At 33.4% G+C, this 20298-nt stretch carries 17 protein-coding genes; 2 read left to right on the top strand and 15 right to left on the bottom strand.

Annotation, left to right across the window (positions count from 1 at the left end):
• Positions 1-247: 247 nt before the first annotated feature.
• The gene (locus NYQ10_RS20330; RefSeq protein ID WP_289878051.1) at positions 248-1198 is read left to right on the top strand and encodes a helix-turn-helix domain-containing GNAT family N-acetyltransferase; all 951 of its coding nucleotides are present in this window, start codon (positions 248-250) and stop codon (positions 1196-1198) included.
• An 83-nt stretch (positions 1199-1281) separates the two neighbouring features.
• Here NYQ10_RS20330 and NYQ10_RS20325 read toward each other — a convergent pair whose 3' ends face one another.
• The 7 genes from NYQ10_RS20325 to NYQ10_RS20295 form a co-directional block, all read right to left on the bottom strand.
• The gene (locus NYQ10_RS20325; protein WP_289878050.1) at positions 1282-2481 is read right to left on the bottom strand and encodes an NAD(P)/FAD-dependent oxidoreductase; all 1200 of its coding nucleotides are present in this window, start codon (positions 2479-2481) and stop codon (positions 1282-1284) included.
• 41 nt (positions 2482-2522) lie between these two features.
• The gene (locus tag NYQ10_RS20320) at positions 2523-2975 is read right to left on the bottom strand and encodes a low affinity iron permease family protein (RefSeq protein ID WP_289878049.1); all 453 of its coding nucleotides are present in this window, start codon (positions 2973-2975) and stop codon (positions 2523-2525) included.
• Between the two features lie 5 nt (positions 2976-2980).
• Positions 2981-5791 (bottom strand): AsmA family protein, encoded by a 2811-nt coding sequence (locus NYQ10_RS20315; RefSeq protein ID WP_289878048.1) that lies wholly within the window; start codon positions 5789-5791, stop codon positions 2981-2983.
• 109 nt (positions 5792-5900) lie between these two features.
• Positions 5901-6746, bottom strand: coding sequence for an MlaD family protein (locus NYQ10_RS20310; protein WP_276172733.1), 846 nt, complete (start codon positions 6744-6746; stop codon positions 5901-5903).
• Positions 6747-6768: 22 nt separating this feature from the next.
• Positions 6769-7548, bottom strand: a complete 780-nt coding sequence (locus NYQ10_RS20305; protein WP_289878047.1) for an ABC transporter ATP-binding protein — start codon at positions 7546-7548, stop codon at positions 6769-6771.
• Position 7549: 1 nt separating this feature from the next.
• Positions 7550-8308, bottom strand: coding sequence for an MlaE family ABC transporter permease (locus NYQ10_RS20300; RefSeq protein WP_289878046.1), 759 nt, complete (start codon positions 8306-8308; stop codon positions 7550-7552).
• A gap of 266 nt (positions 8309-8574) precedes the next feature.
• Entirely contained in the window at positions 8575-10845 is a 2271-nt protein-coding gene (locus NYQ10_RS20295) for a glycosyltransferase (RefSeq protein WP_289878045.1), read from the bottom strand.
• A 368-nt stretch (positions 10846-11213) separates the two neighbouring features.
• Between NYQ10_RS20295 and NYQ10_RS20290 the strand changes: the two genes are divergently transcribed.
• Complete coding sequence (locus NYQ10_RS20290) at positions 11214-11375, top strand: DUF1328 family protein (protein WP_276172737.1); 162 nt, start codon at positions 11214-11216, stop codon at positions 11373-11375.
• 90 nt (positions 11376-11465) lie between these two features.
• Here the strand turns inward: NYQ10_RS20290 and NYQ10_RS20285 are convergent, their stop codons facing one another.
• The 8 genes from NYQ10_RS20285 to NYQ10_RS20250 form a co-directional block, all read right to left on the bottom strand.
• Entirely contained in the window at positions 11466-11933 is a 468-nt protein-coding gene (locus NYQ10_RS20285) for a DUF1440 domain-containing protein (RefSeq protein ID WP_289878044.1), read from the bottom strand.
• Between the two features lie 22 nt (positions 11934-11955).
• Positions 11956-12471: a DinB family protein gene (locus NYQ10_RS20280; protein ID WP_289878043.1), complete on the bottom strand. Its 516-nt coding sequence runs from the start codon at positions 12469-12471 to the stop codon at positions 11956-11958.
• Between the two features lie 177 nt (positions 12472-12648).
• On the bottom strand, positions 12649-12858 hold the full coding sequence (locus tag NYQ10_RS20275; protein ID WP_289878042.1) for a hypothetical protein: 210 nt from the start codon (positions 12856-12858) through the stop codon (positions 12649-12651).
• 13 nt (positions 12859-12871) lie between these two features.
• Positions 12872-13252: a DoxX family protein gene (locus NYQ10_RS20270; RefSeq protein WP_289878041.1), complete on the bottom strand. Its 381-nt coding sequence runs from the start codon at positions 13250-13252 to the stop codon at positions 12872-12874.
• A 334-nt stretch (positions 13253-13586) separates the two neighbouring features.
• The gene (locus NYQ10_RS20265) at positions 13587-14318 is read right to left on the bottom strand and encodes a GNAT family N-acetyltransferase (RefSeq protein ID WP_289878040.1); all 732 of its coding nucleotides are present in this window, start codon (positions 14316-14318) and stop codon (positions 13587-13589) included.
• A gap of 71 nt (positions 14319-14389) precedes the next feature.
• Complete coding sequence (locus NYQ10_RS20260) at positions 14390-14995, bottom strand: Crp/Fnr family transcriptional regulator (RefSeq protein ID WP_289878039.1); 606 nt, start codon at positions 14993-14995, stop codon at positions 14390-14392.
• A gap of 381 nt (positions 14996-15376) precedes the next feature.
• Positions 15377-16795, bottom strand: a complete 1419-nt coding sequence (locus NYQ10_RS20255) for a TolC family protein (RefSeq protein WP_289878038.1) — start codon at positions 16793-16795, stop codon at positions 15377-15379.
• 326 nt (positions 16796-17121) lie between these two features.
• Complete coding sequence (locus NYQ10_RS20250; protein WP_289878037.1) at positions 17122-20286, bottom strand: efflux RND transporter permease subunit; 3165 nt, start codon at positions 20284-20286, stop codon at positions 17122-17124.
• Between the last annotated feature and the right edge of the window lie 12 nt (positions 20287-20298).

The following is a 20298-nucleotide window of genomic DNA, read 5'->3' as shown; positions in this document are numbered from 1 at the left end:
AGCTTTTAAGCAAGATATATACTAAAATGCTAAGATTCTGATTTTATGAGTTTTTAACTGAAAAATTAAAACTCTAAATTTAGAATCTTAGTTTTTTTTTTGAAAGGTTCAGCGGTAGTGTTGTATAAGTTCAAAGTAAAAAATCTTTGACCCTTTGCGCCTCTGAACCTTTGTCCCAAAAAAAATCTTTTGTAAAAAAGTTTTTTTTTATACATTTGCATAACTAGTTATATAATTAATTATTGTTATGGAATTTTTTGATAAAGTTGGAAAAGTAGCTTTAGGAAGCCGTTTACGTTTAATGACTGCATCTTTTACAGAAGATGCTTCTAAAATTTACGAATTATATGGAGTAGATTTTAATCCTAAATGGTTTCCTGTGTTTTATACAATTGCTGAAGATAGAGAAATTACAATTACCGAAATTGCTAATGAAATTGGGCATTCGCAACCTTCTGTAAGTAAAATTATTCAGGAAATGATTGGAGCTGGAATACTTGAAGAAGGTATAAAAACAGAAGACAAACGTAAAAATAATGTTGTTTTAACAAAGAAAGGAATTGAGATTTCTGAGAAAATCAAACAGCAATTATTAGATATTGATGTTGCTGTTGAAGGTTTAATATCTGAAGCGAAACACAATCTTTGGGCTGCGGTCGAAGAATGGGAATTTTTATTGCAGCAGAAATCACTTTTTAAAAGAGTTAGCGACCAGAAAAAACTTCGCGAAAGCAAAAATGTAGAAATTGTTGCATACGATTCTAAATACAAAAAAGCATTTAAAGATTTGAATGTAGAATGGATTTCGACTTATTTTGAAATGGAAGAGTCTGATTATAAAGCACTAGATAATCCTGAAGAATATATTATTAATAAAGGTGGCGAAATTTTGGTTGCTTTATATGATAACGAACCTGTTGGTGTTTGTGCACTAATAAAATCAAATGTAGCCGATTATGATTTTGAAATGGCAAAAATGGCGGTTTCACCCAAAGCTCAAGGCAAAAGTATTGGCTGGCTTTTAGGAAAAGCAATTGCCGAAAAAGCAAAAGAACTTGGAGCAAAAAAAATATATTTGGAAAGCAATACAATCTTAAAACCTGCAATAAATCTCTATTATAAACTTGGTTTCGAAAAAGTTTTTGGCTTAGAAACGCCATATAAAAGATGTAATATTCAGATGGAGTTGGTTTTTTAAAAAGTGACAAAGGTTCAGAGGGACATAGGTACAAAGTTTTTAAACCTTTGCCTCTTTGTGCCTTTGAACCTTTGCCTCTTGAATTATCGTCCAAACTTATAATACTCCAAATCTGTATTTTTTTTATTGTGAATTGAATCTAGAATAGAGTTCATTGCCATTACGCTAAACGTAATTCCGTTTCCTCCGAAACCTAAAAAATAATGCTCATTTCTTCTCGAATTTGGTTTTCCGAAATAGGGAAGTCCGTCTTTGGTTTCTCCAAAAGTTCCTGCCCAGGAATAATCAATTTTAAAATCTAAATCTGGGAATCTTTTCAAGAATTGTTTCAAAAGATATTTTTCTTTTTTAGGAAGCAATTTATCACGTTTATTGGCATCTCTAAAATCTTCATCGCCACCGCCCATAATAATTCGGTTATCATCTGTCGTTCTAATATAATTATAAGGATTTCCTGTATCCCAGAATATGGCGTGTTTAAAATTTTCAGGAAGATCAGGCTGGCTTTCTGAAGCAATTACAAAAGTGCTTTTCAGATCAACAACTTTTTCTTGCAGTGTTTCTGTGCTTTCATAACCCGTACAATGTATAATGTGGTCTGCTTTTATGGTGTATTTATTTTCGCAAGTCGCAATAATTCTCCCTTTTTGATGCTGAATGCCAGTAATATTAGTTCGGTCATAAATCTGCATTCCTTTTTCATGACAATAAAAAAGTAAATCGCCTGCCAGTTTAAAAGGATCCATAACAGCAGCAGTTTTAGATTCTATACCAGCAATTGCGTTTAAACCCATTTTTTGCAATTCAGATCTGCTGAGCCAGCTTACTTCGAAACCATGTTGTTTTCTCGATTTGAATTCATTTTTTAAAAAAGGAACATCTTTCTTTAAAGTGGTAAAATAGATGCTTTTTTTAAATTCAAAACCGCAGTCGCAACCCACGGCATCAATGATATTTCGAAGATCGAAAATAGCTTTTTTACCATTTTGATAACTTTCTATGGCACATTTTGTACCTCTAAGCTTAATTAACTGATGAAGCGGAACATCAATTTCGTATTGTAATAAAGCGGTACTTCCAGAGGTGCTGCCTCCGCAAACATCTCTCCTGTCTACAAGAACAATTTTTTTGCCTTCGTTTACTAATTTATAAGCCATTAAAGCTCCTGTAATACCGCCGCCAATAATTAAAACATCGGTAGTGATATCAGAAGCTATAGAAGGATAGCTGTGTTTCATGGCATTTTTTAGTGGCCAATAAGTTTCGGTAGAGCTCAGTTTCATTTATGGTTATTTAAAGTTAAGTTTTGGTTGTGTATTTGGTGCTATTTTTTGTGTTTTCTATTATGAAGTTCTTGCGCTTCTGAAATAGAATGTGAAGTTTTGATGCTTTTTTCTTTCTTAGCCAATTCGCTTAATCGGCGATAGTATTTTTGAATGATAATCATTTCTTCTTCGGTCATTTCTTCAATATCAATAAGACTGTTGCTCGACATTTCATTAGAAGCTACGAGTTCATTTAGCTTTAGCTGAATAGCAAGCGAATCTTTATTTTGTGCTTTCTGAATGAGAAATACCATCAGAAAAGTTATAATAGTTGTTCCTGTATTAATAACTAGCTGCCAGGTTTCAGAATAATTGAAAATAGGTCCAGAAATAGCCCAAACAACCACAAGCAAAAAGGCACTTATAAATGCAGTCGTGCTTCCGGTTGCTTTTGTAACTCTGGAGGCAAACGTTTCAAAAAATCCATTTTTATTTTGCTTTTCTTTTTTCATCAGTATTATTTTTTGGATTTGCTGACTTTTTCTTTCTTGATTACTTTATTTCTTTTTTCATCATAAACCGCTGGATTAATTTCTTGCCCAGTTTTGCTGAAAATTTTAATTTTTGGCGCTTCATGCGTGCCCGTAACTACGATAGGAAAACCGATAATTCCGAATAGGGGAAGACCTAGACGCATTCTGAGATCTAGAAGTCCATCAAAGCTTGTAGTTCCTTTAATTGTTGGTCTAAAACCAGCCACTTTAAAGGTAAATGGCTCAACATTAATTAAGTTTTTGTCAATAGTCGATTTAATTTCAATTCCTTTCATGTCTGGATTGTTCAAACCGTCTTGTCCTGTTTTAGAGCTAATTCCGTCAAATAATTTCAGACCTTGAATTTTTACATCGCGCAGATTTATGGTTCCGCCACCGTTAAGCGATGCATAAATTGGTCCCATATTTCCGTCTAAATCGCCTTTAACTTTATAATCTACAGAAATTATTCCATGTGCTTTTTCTGCAGCAGAAACCATATCATGAAACATCGGAATTTCTTTGTATGCTCTTTGTACATCGAAATCTTTTGCAGTGAAATGAGCGTCAAAGTGTGCAGCTGTTGGAGATTCATCTTTATAAAAAGCATTAATTCCGACAATGCAATCAATGATGTTAAAGTTAATGTTTTCTAAGTAAAATCCTTCTTTTTTAACGCCAGTTTTTCCGTTAAGTTTATTGATTATCAATCCGTTGTATTCTACTTTGTCTGCATTTGCATTTAAGCTTACATTTAGATTTTTCGGAATCATAACCACACCGCTCATTTTTGGATTATCTTCTTTTGCATATTCTATTTCTGTCTTTTGATCTTTATTTTCTCCTTTTTCAAGCGCCATGAATTCATCAACATTAATCAATTTTGATTTTAGGTTGAAGTTTCCGCTCAAAGTTCCATTTGATTCTAGGAAATAATTAATGGTATTTAACAAATAACCATTAATATCAAAATCGGATTTTCCGTAAGAGGCATAAAATTTCTCAAACCACATTTTTTCGTTTTGAAAACGGAAATTTCCTTGTTTTATAAAAAACGCTTTCGGAAATAATTCGGATGTAGCTTTTATATTTTTAAGAATCAGAGTTCCTCTATTGTCTAATTTGTCATATTGTCCAGTTGTGGCGTAGCTTTGTTTTCCTTTTAGAGAAAGATCGGCTTTTGCATAACCTGTTAAATCAAGACCTTTTTGTGAGAAAACCTGATAAATTCTTCCAACATTCAATTCACCTTTTATTTTTGCATTATAAGCCAAATCATTAAAATCTGATAGTGCGGCGTTTATATAAACTGGATTTCCCTCAAAAGTGAATGACGCAGGCGCAACGGCAACAATTAAATCTTGAAAAGTTCCCGCTTTATTAAGCATATTTGCTACAAAAGTGATATTGGTAATTGGATTTGGATAATATTTTGTTTTCAGCCATCCGTTTCGCAAAGAAATACCTCCGATTGTTTTCGGAAATAATTTTTTTGAAGTGCTGAAAAGTCCTTTCGCCTGAATATCGGTTTTTAAAATTCCTTTCAAATCGAAATCACTTAAACCTAAAGCAGCATCAACAACCGCTAAATCTAAAGCGCCTTTTATGCTGGCGTCAATAGTCATTTCGTTCAAACCTTTACTGCGTAAATAAGCATTGAAATAATCTTTATCGCCAACTTTAAATTTTAAAGTTCTAAGATTCACCAACAATTGCTCGGTATCTAAAGACGGAAGAATGGCATTCAAATCCATTTGAAAATCTTTTAAAGGAACTGGTGCGTCTTTATGATTTACCGAACCTTCATTAATTTTTAAATTGAAAGCCAAGTTTGGTTTTTGTTTTTTCGCTACATTATAATCGCCTTTAAAAGTCAATAATAAATCGCTTCTTCCAGAAATTTCCGTTTTTTCTAACCAAGTCAAATATTCTGGAGGCATTACAGATAACAAATCTTTTACGGTTGTGTTTTCTGATAAAGCTTTGATATCAATTTTGTATCCGTCTCGTAAAATGGTAAATAAACCGGTAAATTTTAAAGGCAGTTTATTAATACGCAATTCGTTTTTCTGTAGAATAAAAGAAAGCGAATTGGTGTTAATTCTTGTAATTAATTCAGCACGAACTTCTTTTTTTCTAACATAACCTGTTCTGTCATAAAAGAAATCAAGATTATCAATTTTGGCATCTGTGGCAAGATCAAAAATATCTTCGCTTAAGTTTCCTTTTCCAACATAATTGAAGCCTTTTGCGTCAACCAAAATTTTTGCCGAACGGTCATTATATTTTATGTGGCAATTTTTTATATCTATTCTTTCTAATCGAATTGCTGTTCCTTCTTCTGGTGCATCTTTTTCGTCTTTTCGTTTTTCTGGCGCAACATAAATATTGTAATTGGCTTGACCTTTTTCATTCACCATTACATTAATCAAAGCATCAGAAACATAAAGTTTGTTGATTTTTACTTCATTGTCAAATAGTAATCTTTTGATGTCAATTCCAAAAGCAACTTCATCTGCTTTTAACAAAGTATCATTACTAAAAGGTTTAGAACCAGTTAATGACAATTCGTCTAAAGAAACAGTCAAAGCTGGGAAATGAGTAAAAAAGGAAAGTTTAGATTTCGTAAAATCTAATTTTGTGTCTAATCTTTCGTTGGCAATTTTCTTTACTTCAGAAGCAATTTTTCCAGGAAAAAGCAACGGAATAATAAACAACAAAAACAAAATCACCGCAATTGTTATTCCAGTGATTTTTAAAACTTTTAAGGCGGTATGTTTGAATGTGGTAGGCATATATGTAAGTTTTTGCTGTTTAAAAACGGCAGTTAAATGTAGATGTAAAAAGATTTATAAAAGATGAACAATACGTTATAACTTATTATTATTTGTAATAAATTAGGAGTTATTTTTTCTTTTCAGCTTCTGCTTTTTTAGCATCTTCTTTCTGTTTTTCCTCTTTTTCCTTCTGTTCTTTTTCCTTTTGTTCTTTCAGCTCCTTCTCCTTTTTTTCTTGTTCTTTAGCAGCTTTTTCTTTTGCTTCTTCTTGTTTCTCTTTCGCTTCTTCTATCTTTTTTTCTTTTTGTTTTTCTTTTTTCTTGTAATAACCTCTTAAAAGAAAGTTGCTTTTTGCTGCTTCCATATTATCACTGAAACCTTTTGTTCCAGATTCTAGGTTATTAAGCGTATTCGAAACACTGTTTGCCATTTTATCGTCTTTAACCAAACGGGCTAGAGCACCATTTCCGTTATTCATGCTATGGCTGAAAATGGCTATTTCATCTGAAATTACGCCGATATTATCCACGCTCTTTTTAACGCTTTTCATAATGTCGTGCATTTCAATTCCGTCTACAGAAGCGATGATGCCGTTGTCTTCAATCATTTTTTGAGACTTCGCACCTGGAGTAATGGTCAAAACTTTATCGCCCATTAAACCATCTGATCCAATGCTTGCTGTAGCATCGGTTTTAATGAATTTTCGAACATCTTCTTTCATCACTAAAACAACAATTACAGTTGAATCATTTTTTAGTTGAATCTGTTCGACCGTTCCAACATTAATTCCCGAAAAACGAACATTATTTCCAACTTCTAATCCGCTTACGGTTTTAAATTGAGAAGTGATATGAAAGGTAGAACCGAAGAGGTTTTTTTGTTTTCCAATAAAATATACGGCCATTACAAAAAGCAGTAAGCCAATTGTTACAAACATTCCTAATTTCCAAGTATATCCTGATTGCTTTTCCATGATTTCTATTATTTATTTTGCTTTATTCAAAAAATGAGCGCACCCATTCGTCTTCATCTTTTTCTAGTTCTTCGTAAGTTCCTTCGGCATGAATTACACCGTCTTTTAAAACAACAATTCTATCGGCAGTCATTTTAGCGCAAGCCATATCGTGTGTTATAATGATTGACGAGGTTTTTTGTTTGTTTTTAATATCCAAAATCAATTCGCTGATTTCTCTTGATGTTATGGTATCTAAACCAGTTGTAGGTTCGTCGTACAAAATGATTTCAGGTTTTAAGATTAGCGTTCGCGCTAAGCCGATTCTTTTTCTCATTCCGCCCGAAAGTTCCGAAGGCATTTTGTCAACGGCTTCTGCTAAACCAACGCTTTCTAGTGCTTCCATGACTTCTTTTTCAATTTCATCGGCACTTAAATCGCGTTTGTGTTTACTCAATGTAAAAGCGAGATTTTCTCTAACTGACATCGAATCGTAAAGTGCTCCACTTTGGAACAAAAAACCAATTCGAACTCTAATGGCATTCAGCTCGCTTTTTGAAATGTTAAGAACATTTTCGTCAAAAACTTTAATTTCACCTTTGTCTGGTTCAATCAATCCGACAATGCATTTTATCGTAACAGATTTTCCTGATCCTGACTTTCCTAAAACCACAAGGTTTTCATCTTTATGCAAAATCAGATTTAGACCTTTTAAAATGGTATTATCTTTTCCAAAAGTTTTATGCAGATCTTTGATCTCGATAATTGGAGATTGATCTTTTTCTTTCGTTTTAGGTTCTTTATGTATTTTTTCCTTTGTCATTTTAAAAGAATAAATCGGTTATTTGAACAGCCACCATATCGATAATAAAAATGCTTAATGATGCCGTTACAACTGCAGAATTAGCTGCTTGTCCTACACTTTCTGTTCCGTTTGATGCTGTAAAACCTTTATAACATCCGATCATACCAATTACAAATCCAAAAAAGAAAGTTTTGATAGTGGCTGGAAAGAGGTCTAAAAATTCTAAAGACTGAATAATCTGTGTTAAAAATCTATAGAAATTAACGTCTCCGTGTATGTTTATGCCGACATATCCGCCAACAATTCCAATTGCATCAGCAAAAAAAACTAAAATCGGAACCATCAAAGTACAGGCTAAAACTCTCGTAACCACCAAATAGTTATACGGATTAACAGCAGAAACTTCCATCGCATCTATTTGTTCTGTTACTTTCATTGAACCAAGTTCGGCCCCAATTCCAGATGAAATTTTACCTGCACAAATCAGCGCTGTAATTACTGGAGCAATTTCTCTAATTAACGAAAGTGCAACCATTCCGGGAAGCCAAGATTCTGCACCAAATTTTACTAGCGTCGGACGAGATTGTAATGTGAGTACCAAACCCATAATAAAACCTGTAATGGCTACCAGCGGCAACGATTTGTAACCAATAATATAACACTGTTTCAAAAACTCTTTGGTCTCGTAAGGCGGAATAAAAACCTCCTTAAAAAACTTCTTGGCGAATATTGTAGTTTCTCCAATTTCGGTGAATATATTTTTTAGGTTGAGAATCAAAATGTTTATGTTTTTAGTGTGAATTTTTTAATCGATAATCAGTTATTTAACAGTTTTTTGGACTTACTGAATTATAGATGAAAGTTAGCTCAATACTTGTTAAAATATTTTACACAAATTTTTTTCAGCCTTATATAATTTACATAAGAACATAATAATTAAGGCAAATTGACGTTACGGTTTTATGCAACAAAAAATCCCTTTCGTTAAGAAAGGGATTTTTCGGGTTTTAAAAGAGAAGTATTTGGTTAGCTTTGTTTTATATTTTATGAATTAATAGCAATTCCTGAACGGCTTTTCATTAAGGGAATAACTTTAGACTGTGACATTGCTAATTTTTCCATTAACAATCTCGCTGTTAAAAAACAAACTGTCGATTCTGCACCTTGATTAAGGTTTACATTTTCTTTTTCAAGTCCATCGTAACCGCCGCCACTTACAGGATTGTACATAATTTGGCCTAAATGATTTTTACCTAAAAACCAATTAAAAGCTGCTTTCATTTTTTTCTTGTATGAAGGCGTTTTAAATTCATTATAAAATGCATTTAAGGTCATAATGGTATATGCTACATCTATTGGCTGTTCGCCGTATTCGTGCGGTTCTGAACCTTTATGATGCCAGCTTTTATTTGAAATAGCTTTAAAGTTTCCTTTTACAAAAGTTTTAGAAATCAAGAAATCTAAAGAGTCTAGTGCAACTTTCTGATAAATAGGTTTATTGGTAATTAAATAAGCATAAAGCATAGATTCTGGTAAGATTCCGTTTCCGTATGTTAAATAATTTTCAAACCATTGCCAATCTTCCGTTGCTGTATCTTCGTAATTTGCCAATAATTTAGCATTTAGTTTATTGATAATTGCCGCAACATAAAGGTTTGGAACAGTAGTATGATACAAATACAATCCTTTTGTTGCAAAACCAATTGAACGCGGAGATTGAATGTTTTCTGCCCATTTTAAAGAAGCTAATAAACATTTTGCAGCTTTTTTAACAATTGCTTCAGGAAGAATATCAGATAATGAAACCACAGTTCCTAAAGCCCAAATTGCTCTTGCGTTAGAATCTTCTAAATTAACTTCGGCATTTTGCTCAATATGTTCGCGGTTTTCTTGGTCTACATAATTGATAAAATCGCCTTTTGGCTGCTGACAACGTTGTATAAAATCTAAATAGATTAGTATATAAGCTAAATCTTCTTTGTCTTGAGTTAATCTGTAATGTGAACAAAATGCAACCAATGCTCTAGCATTATCATCTAATGTATAACCTGACTCTAAATCTGGAATTGAGATTTTGCTAAATTGGATGATACCTAAATCGGTAGTCATTTTTTTAATATGTTTTAGCTGAATTTCAGGATAACTGAATTTAATTTCTGCCGGATTATCAATCAATTTTATATAGGTGTTCATTTGAGTAATTCCAACATTTTCCCAAGAAGAAGCTCGCATTTTTGTGAATGAATTAATTCCCATTTCGTGTCTTAGATTTTCATCTTCAATCAATTTAATTGCCGCGGCAGCAAATTGATCTGAATCTCCAATGTCGCACAAAATTCCTGAATCTGTTGTAAGGACTTCCTTAGTGTGTGGAATTTTAGAAGCCACAATCGGACAGGCACAACCCATCGCGTAAGAGAATGTTCCGCTAACTGCTTGATTTGGATCTTTAGAAGTAAACATGTAAATATCGGTAGCTTTTAAATATTCTAAAAGTTCATCGGTATCTAAATATTGATTTACAAATCGAACATTGTTTTGAAGATTTAATTCTTCAACAATTCCTTCTAATTTTTCTCTATAAAGATCTACACCATCTTTAATTAAATTCGGATGCGTTTTCCCGATAATTAAATACAAAGCATTTGGCGCTTTTTCAATAATTTTTGGTAAAGCCTGTAAACCTGTTTCGATATTTTTTCCTTCACCCAAAAGACCGAAAGTTGAAAGCACTAATCTGTCTTGAATATTTAATTTTTCTTTTGCAGTTTCTGGTTTTTCATAAACGACAATATGGGTTCCGTGAGGTACGCAAGTAATTATTTCTTCATTAATATCGTAATCGTTGATTAGTATTTCTTTAGATTTATTAGTCATTACAAAAACCGAATTACTATAAGTAAGTAGCAATTTTACAAACGTTTTCAGTTCATCATTCGGATTCGGAATAACACTGTGAAAAGTATACGTTACAGGTACTTTTATTGCATTTAAAAAATCTAAAAGATAATCTCCGTAATTTCCAGAAAACAAACCAAATTCATGCTGAATATGAACCAATTTTACGGCTTCGTCGGCATTAATTTCTTCTGCAACTTTAGTATATTCATCTCTGTTTTTAGTATTTAAGGTAAATGCTTGCGTTGGGTTTTCTTTAGGTTCGCTAACTAGCTCACATACTTCGCATTGAATAGATTTACCGTAAACATCTGTTATTCCTTTAATTGTATCTTGAGTATAAGTTGCAATGCCACATTGAGTTGGCGGAAAAGTTGAAAGAAAAACTATTTTTGATTTATTTGATATTGTTTTCATGAGGAATAAATTTTGTTCGGTTAATAACTCGTTAAGGTTCAGAATGCCACCTAAAGATTTTTGTGACAATGCCTAATATTCATTTGAGCTTAAGCTCGTTCTGTAATTAATTTTAGATAAAATTACTTTGAGAAGGAAGCGACGATTAATCCAATCCACTAAAAAATTAACTCAAAAGCATAAACATGGTAATTCTGTAAGAAAAAAAAAGTATAGTGAAAATATTAGGTATTTCACTGTTTTTTAATTAATTGAGTTAATTTAAATATGGTATTGAGTTAACAAGATTTGTAGGAATAAAAGAAATTTGAGTAACAAACAAAACAGACTTGAATTAGTCGTATTTAAAAACTTAAAATCTAAATATTATGTTACGTTACACAGTCATTTTTATAATTCTTGCTATTATAGCCGGAATCTTTGGTTTTGGAGGTATTGCCGCTGGAGCTGCAAGTATTGCAAAAGTCTTATTCTTTATATTTTTAGTGTTGTTTATTATCTCACTAATTACGGGAAGAAGAAAAGTATAGTTTTTTTTTTAAGGTTCAAAGGTTCAGAGTTGCAAAGGTTCAAAGTTTTAGCCTTTGTGGCTCTGAACCTTTGCCACTTTGTACCTTATTTCAGTACCATTTCGCATAATATTTCCTAGTAATAAAAGCTATCGGCATTCCGACACAAAAAATTATAATTAATATAGAAAGTAACAATGCGAAGTCTAAATTCTTTTCTGGAAGAACTGGAAATACTATCGGAAGCACAATCAGATTCATCACTATCCAAATAAAGAATCCATAACAAAATCCCGAAAGAAAAGTATTGATTCTGAAAAACGGAATGTACGGGAAAATTTTAAAGTAAAACCATGCAAATATAAAAGCAATTAAGAAATGAAGTCCCAAACCAGCAAAAGTCATTTCTGTACCTGCTGTGTATGCTTCTTTTTTAAAGATACCACTTGCAATAGATTGCAGTATTTTTTCGGCTGTTGTTTTATGAAGAATCACCGAGTAGATTAATATAGCTGCAGTAATATCTAAAGTGCCTGCAACTAAACCAGATGAAACAATGGTTCGTACTTTTGATCTCATAAAAAATGGTTTTGGTTAAATGCTAGTTTAATTTTTTTTGGAGGGTTTCATAAATCGTTTGTAACTGATGCGTATGCCTCTGTGTATGAATAATTGCAAAATGAAGCCATTCATAAATGGTAAAATTCTCAAAACCTGGAATTTTAGCATCAAGACAAGTCAAAGTTAAATCGTAAGTTTCTGCCGCTTCAAATAAATCTGTTTGTATTTTTTTTATTGAAGCTAATAAAGTGTTTTTATCATATTCTACAGCAGCAGGTTTTATATTTTCGGGAGATTGGTATTTGGTGTTGAAATCTAGAAATATTCCATCTAATTTTTTACAGTTTTCATCTGGTTCACGAGTTGTTTTTTCTGTTTTTCCTGCAAATAATTGCGGCAAACCAGAGCAAGCCAGAATAATATGCTGAACAGTTTGAGCTCCAGTCCAACTTTCTGCAAAAGGTACAATATTGATTTCTTCTTTAGTAAAAGAAGAAAAAACATCGTTTAGTTTAGCATACGTTTCTAATATTGTATTTTGAATAGCGCTTTCCATCTTTTAAATTTTAAAAATTAATTGCTTAACATCCAATGCTTGCCGCATGGTTTTAAGAACCTACAGGGCATTTTCTGTTTAAGTAAATTGTATAGAATTAGGGAAATGATGGTATATCAAATATACGATAAAAAACAATAAAATGCTAAATATCAATAATTTGAAAGTTGTTAATTTTTATGGAAGCACTTCGCAAGTGTAGCCATGAAAATTTAAAACGTCAATGATTTTGGTATTCGAAATAGAGGAAGCATGAATGCGAAGGACTTTATCACAATCTTCTAAATCAAAAGTGATCGAACTGTTTGGAAAATGCTCAAGAAGTTTGTCAATGATTATTTTGCATTGCCATTCTTCTTGAACATTTGTTTTAAAAACTTCAATCATAAAGTTTTGGTTTTTAGAGCGCTATATTTTTATAACGCTGTATTTTATGATATGTTACATACGAAACAATTAAAATTGCTAGAACAATCAGCGGAAAAAAAGATTGAAAATTCATTCCGTCTACAGCAAAATGACTTATCGATGCAAAAATAAAATCGAATGCAAATCCAGCATAAGCCCATTCTTTAATTCGTCCAGGCACTTGCGGAATAATCAAAGCCAAAACGCCAAGAATTTTAAATACGACTAATGCATTTCCGAAATATTCTGGATAACCAAGATGTCTAATTCCTTCTTTAGCCATTTCTGATTGAGAAGTTAAAGCAGGCATAACGCCTTCGAATAAAAAAATAAGGATTGTAGTTGTCCAGAAAATGATTTTGGTTGTTTTCATTGGGTATTTGTTTAAAAGGTTATTAGTTAATGTATTACAAATCTAATAATGTTTTCCTTTTAATGAAATATACTTTTAAGACTATTTTAGGGGCATTTTGGACATTGTTGGTTGGTTGGTTGGTTGGTTGGTTGTGATGAACTTACCTTACTGTTTGTCATCCCGAGGAACGAGGGATCTTCACAAGAAGCTCTACAAAGATTGTCTACAAAAAAAACACAAAGATGTCATTGCGAGGAACGAAGCAACCACACTAACATGAACCACAAAATTTGATTTAGCGAATGAGGTTGCTTCGTTCCTCGCAATGACATAAAATGCGAAAAATTAAAATTTACGCCAGTTGGTAATTCGTAATCGTAAACAAATCCTCAAAACCCAATCTCTTATAAATGCCTTTTCCTAAAGCCGAAGCTTGCAACTGTGCATAATCACAATCAGCATCGATTGCTTCGTTAATAGCGAATTTCATGATTTCTTCTGCGAAACCTCTTTTGCGCATTTCTGGAATAACTCCGACACCGTGAATCCCCATTGTTTTTTCGGTTTGAAAAAGCGTCAACGTTCCGATTGCTTTTCCTTCAAAATGAACTAAATAAAACTTTGCATTCTCATAATTATTGACCAAAGTTTCTTTACTGATTACATAACTAAATGAAAGCGGATAAATATCGGACCAAGTTTTGGCATCTTCTTCATTTAAAACTCTTTTGAAAGTAAGATTGTTTTCAAGCGGAAATTTTTCTTCCAGTTTTAAAGCCATTGCTACAAGCTGAATTCGAATATTAAAGCCATTTTTCTCAAAAAGATCTTTAGAATTGCTTCCGAAAATATCCCAATACGGAACAACCAAACCTGGATTTTTTTCAATAGTTTCTAGAATCTCAAAAATGTTTCCTTCTTTAATATCATTTCGAAACCATAAACGATTTGGCCAGCCTGAATTTTTGATTTGAGAAAATTCTAAAAAATCAGTTGCATGATAAGAAAGGAGAGGAGTTGCAACGGTTTTCCAAAGAGTGGTAAGGTTTTCAATATTGTCTTTGATGAGGTTTATATTTTTCATTTCGGATATCGAATTTAATTGTAAAGCAAAGATAAAATTAGCTTTTCTGAAAAACCTTTACATATGTTGATTTACAATTTTTTTTCTAGATTTTTCCTAATTCTGCTTAACTGCGTTGGCGTAATACCCAAGTGCGAAGCAATATGCAATAACGGAACGCGATCGGCAATATTTGGATGTTTTTGTAAAAGACTGATATACCTTTCGGTAGCATCTTGCATGACTAAAGCAACCTCTCTTTCTTCTTTGTCAATAATCCAGTTTTTCTCTAAATGAGCGATATAAAAATTCTTAAGGTCATCATTTTCATTGATTAAAGAAATATACTTTTTATAATTAAGATTGATAATAATGCTGTCTTCCAATACTTCGAGTGTAAAATTAGAAGGCGATTGCTGCATCAATGAAACTTTAGAACCCGCAAAATAATTTTCAAGAAAAAGGTTTTTGTTATAGAAATTTCCCTGCTGATCTGTAATAAAAGCCCTTAAAACACCTTTTGCAACAAAATGAAGATTTTTAGCGATTTCTCCATTTTGCAACAGAATTTCTCCTTTTTTAAGAGTTTGAAATTGGGCTATGTTCTCAATCAATTTCCATGAATTTTCAGAAATTGTATAGTAGTTTTCAATGGTTTGTTTTAATTGATTGAAATATATTTCTTTATTGAAAGCCATAGTTAAACGTTTTTTGCAAAGGTGCGAGCTCCGAAGTTTTCTTTATCAAAAATAAAGAAATAAGTCTAAGTTTGTCATTTCGACGAAGGAGAAATCTCCACAAGTAGCTCCTCAACGAGAATCCAATCTTTGTAGAGTTTCTCGCGGAGATTTCTCCTTCGTCGAAATGACAAAAAATGAGAATAGATCTGTAAAATCTGCGTAAAAATAAATATTTGCGACTTCGCGTCTTTGCGAGAAATTCAAAAAAGCTTTTGCGTTCTTCGCGTAAAACCTAGCGTTCTTTGCGGTTAAATCAAACTAAAAAACGCCATGAAACCCAAAGGTCTCACAGCGTTTTCATCTCAAAAAATAAATAATTAACGGGTAATGTAACAGGTATTATTTCCAGCCGCCACCAAGAGCGCGATACAAATCGGTATTGGCTGTTAGTTGTTGTCTTTTTAAATCTGCTAATTCTAACTCACTTTGCAATAAATTAGCTTGTGCAGTTAAAACTTCAAGATATTCTGCCATACCATTTTTGAATAAAAGGTTGGCATTTTTAATCGCTTGTTGCAACGTTTTTACTTTTTCTTTAAGGAAAGTTTCTTGCTGTTGTAATTTCTCTACTTTAACCAAAGCATCAGAAACTTCGCTTACAGCAACCAAAACCGATTGTCTGAAAGCTAAAACTGCTTTTTCTCTTTCCGCGACAGCGATATTATATTGCGTTCTAACTCTTTTGTTGTTTAGAATAGGTTGTGTTAAACCTCCAGCAACAGTTCCAAATAAAGAAGCAGGAATATTAAACCAGTTACTTGTTTCGAAAGAGTTCAAACCGCCTTGTGCTGTGATTCTTAAAGCAGGATATAAATCTGCTTTTGTGATTCCCACGTTTGCATTGGCTGCTTTAAGCGCTAATTCAGCACTTTTAACATCTGGTCTTCTGCTTACTAATGAAGAAGGAATTCCGATTGCATTGTTGTTTTTAACCTGTAAAGCACTTAAACGAATAGATCTTTCTTTAGCGTTTGGAAAAGAACCAGTTAAAACACTCAAAGCATTTTCCTGAATCGCAATATTTTGTTCTAATAACGGAATCAATTGTGATGCTGTTAATTTTTGTGCTTCAGATTGTTGAATCGCTAAATTAGTTACCTGACCAGCATCGTATTTTAATTTGATAATATTGGTTGTACTATCATTTAAACGAAGATTTTGTCTAGCAATATCCAATTGAGCATCAAGCATTAAAAGATTGTAATACCCTTTAGAAACATTGGCAACAATTGTAGTCTGCAATGCTTTTTTTACTTCAGCTGATTGAAGATATCCTGCGTAAGCTCCTTTCTTTTGGTTTCTGATCTTTCCCCAAATATCAGCCTCCCAAGAAAGTGAAGCTCCAGCAGAATAGTCGTCAATATGTTTAGCGCCAATGGCTTGATTTAAGTTTAATCCTGTAAAACTATTGTCAGACGGATTACTTGTGCTGGCATTTACAAATAAATTAACCTGAGGAACATTTCCCCATTTTGACTGCGTAAATCTGTATTGTGCGATTTCAATGTTTTTTTCTGCAATAAGCAAATCATTGTTTCTAGCTACAGCACTGTCTATTAGTTTAATAATATCTTTTTCTGTATAGAAGTTTTTCCATTCCAAATCGGCGATACTTGTTGTATCACTCGAAACCGATGCATTCCTGAAATTTTCAGGAAATGCATCTTTTGGAGTTTCAACATCCTTAGATACTTTACAGGATATTAAGGTCGTGATCAGAATGGCGAAGGTCACGATTTTGGTTATATAATTTTTCATTGTCTTTTTATTAGATTTCTGTACCCTTTGGGTATATTTTTTTTGAACACATAGAGAGACATAATTTTTGATAATTTAAAAAGGCGTTTCACTAGTTTAAATGCACATAGTTGCTATGTGTGGAAACTAATTTCTTTTAATCTCTCTTTTAGACATACAATTCTATGTCTCTATGTGTTAAAATATTTTTTTTTAAATCTCACCAACAGATTAAATTTCTGTACAAGTATCTTTTCTAGTTTCAAGATCTTTTGAGATTCTGTACGATATATATCCGATGCCAAATATGATGGCAACAAGAATGGTTGTGATATAGTTTTCCATTTTTATTTTTCTTCGTTATGAATTACGGCAACTGGTTTTCCAGATACCTTTTCTTGTAAATATTGGAAGACGATGAATAAAACCGGAATAATGAATAATCCTAAAATTACTCCCGAAATCATTCCGCCCGCAGCTCCAATACTGATAGAGTGATTTCCTTGAGCAGATGGTCCTTTGGCACTCATCATTGGCACTAAACCAACAATAAAAGCTAGAGAGGTCATGATAATTGGTCTTAGACGTAATTTTGCAGCATCAATTGAAGCTCGTACTAGCGCCATTCCTGATTTTCTTTTCTGTACCGCAAATTCCACAATCAAAATGGCGTTTTTGGCGAGAAGTCCGATCAGCATGACAAGAGCAACTTGTACGTAAATATTGTTTTCAATTCCAGTTAAACCAATAGCAACGAATACTCCAAAAATACCTGCAGGGATTGATAAGATTACTGCCAAAGGCAAAATGTAACTTTCGTACTGTGCAGCAAGTAAGAAATAAACGAATATCAAACACAGTAAAAATATTGTTGCAGATTGTCCTCCAGACGAAATCTCCTCACGTGTTTGGCCCGAGAATTCAAACCCGTAACCTGCAGGTAATTGTTGTGCTGCTACTTCTTCAATGGCTTTAATGGCATCACCGGAACTAAATCCAGGTTTCGGAATGGCATTAATAGAAATTGAGTTAAACAAATTATATCTAGAAGCGGTTTCTGAACCATAAATACGAGTTAGTTTTACTAATGTATTAATTGGCACCATTTCGCCTGTTTTGTTTTTTACAAAAACACGATCAATTGCTGTTGGATCTGCTCTGTCTTCGATATCGGCCTGAACAACCACACGGTAATATTTACCAAATCGGTTAAAGTCAGATGCCTGTGCGCTACCAAAGTAAGCTTGCATGGTTTGTAAAATGTCTTTTACGTTAACACCCAATTGATTTGCTTTTTCGTCGTTAACTTCTAATTGCAATTGTGGATAATCTGCTTTGAAAGAAGTAAAGGCAACGGCAATTTCAGGGCGTTTCATCAATTCGCCGATAAAGTTTTGAGAAATTCCGCTGAATTTATCCAGTTTTCCTCCCGTTTTATCTTGAAGAACTAAGTCTAAAGCCTCAACGTTACTAAATCCGGGAACAGTTGGGAAGCTGAATACGAAGAAACTTCCGCCAGAAATACTTCCCAGTTTACCACGAACCTGATTCATAATTTCGTCAATGTTTTTTACTTCGCCTCGTTCTTCGTTTGGTTTAAGCAATACGAAAACAACAGCAGAAGATGGACTTGTAGAGTTTGTCAATAAATTGAAACCTGAAATCGCGGTTACAAATCTAGAAGCGTCTAAACCTCTTAAAGTATTTTCAGCTTCAGTCATTACTTTTTGAGTTCCGTCAAGCGAAGTTCCAGATGGCGTATTTACAGCGATTGCAATAAACCCTTGATCTTCAGTTGGAATAAATCCGGCAGGAGTTGTTTTTACTAATAAAACTGTTGCAAGCGTAATAGCAGCTAATCCGCCTAAACTCAACCATTTTTTTCTGATTAAGAATTTAATTCCGCCAACGTAACGATTAGTCAAAGATTCAAAACTGCTGTTGAAAGCGGTAAAGAATTTGTCTTTAAAACCTTTTTTCTCATAAGGCGCATCGTGATCGTGTGCTGAATGATTGTCTTTTAAGAACAAAGCAGCAAGTGCTGGACTTAAAGTCAAGGCATTAACAGCCGAAATTACAATTGCAATTGCCATCGTAAAGGCAAACTGACGATAGAAAACTCCTGTTGAGCCTTCCATAAAACCAACCGGCAGGAATACAGCAGCCATTACCAGCGTAATCGAGATAATAGCACCCGTTATTTCGTGCATTGCTTCATGGGTTGCGATTTTTGGAGACAAACGTTTATGCTCCATTTTCGCATGCACCGCTTCGACTACCACAATGGCATCATCGACCACAATACCAATCGCCAGAATTAATGCGAAAAGTGTTAAAAGGTTGATCGAAAATCCGAATAACTGCATGAAGAAGAACGTTCCTAAAATTGCTACAGGTACAGCAATAGCCGGGATTAATGTTGATCTAAAATCTTGCAAGAAGATAAATACCACAATAAATACTAGAATAAAAGCTTCTAATAAGGTATGCTCAACTTGCTCGATAGATTGGTCAAGAGATACTTTTGTACTATAGAAAATATTGTGTTTAATACCTTTTGGAAAATCTTTAGAAGCCTTTTCCATCATTTTGTTAATGGCAATCTGAATATCATTTGAGTTAGATCCAGCTAACTGAATAACCCCAATTACAATTCCTTTTTTACCATTTAAACGAGTTAAACTGTTATAAGAATAGGCTCCAAGTTCAACTCTCGCTACATCTTTTAAGCGAAGTACTGAACCATCTGCATTAGAACGTATAGCAATATTTTCATAATCTTCTGGTTTGGTTAATTTCCCTTTATATTTAATAACGTATTCAAAAACTTCTTTGCTTCGCTCTCCAAATTTCCCTGGAGCCGCTTCCAAACTTTTGTCCTGAATCGCTCCCATAACTTCGCTTGGCGTCACTTTATAAGTTGACATTTGTGTCGGGTTTAACCAAACACGCATAGAGTAATCTTTTACACCACCAAAAATACTGGCAGAACCCACACCCGGAATACGTTTTAATTCCGGAATAATATTGATTTGTGCATAATTGGCAACAAAAGTCTGATCGTATTTTGCTTCATCTTCGGTGTACATACCAATTGCCATGATGAAACTGTTTTGTTGTTTCGCCGTAACAATACCTTGTTGTACAACTTCCGCAGGAAGCTGGCTCGTTGCTTGTGCAACACGATTTTGTACGTTTACCGCAGCTTGGTCGGCATCAGTTCCTAGTTTAAAGAAAACTGTTATAGCCAAAGTACCGTCGTTACTGGCTGTAGAACTCATATAAGTCATGTTTTCTACACCATTTATAGATTCTTCGATAGAAGGTGCCACAGAACGTAAAACCGTTTCTGCGTTAGCTCCAGGATATACCGCCGTTACCAAAACCGATGGAGGCGCAATATCAGGAAACTGTTGTAAAGGCAGTTTAGTTAAACCAAGTACCCCTAAAATCACCAAAAGAATGGAGATTACAGTAGCAAGTACTGGTCTTTGTATAAATATTTTGAACATTGTGTTTTAGAA

It is taken from the genome of Flavobacterium johnsoniae (assembly GCF_030388325.1).
Taxonomy (GTDB): Bacteria; Bacteroidota; Bacteroidia; order Flavobacteriales; family Flavobacteriaceae; genus Flavobacterium; species Flavobacterium johnsoniae_C.
Note: the sequence above shows the minus strand (reverse complement) of the source record. Positions and strands in the feature narration are given on the sequence as shown.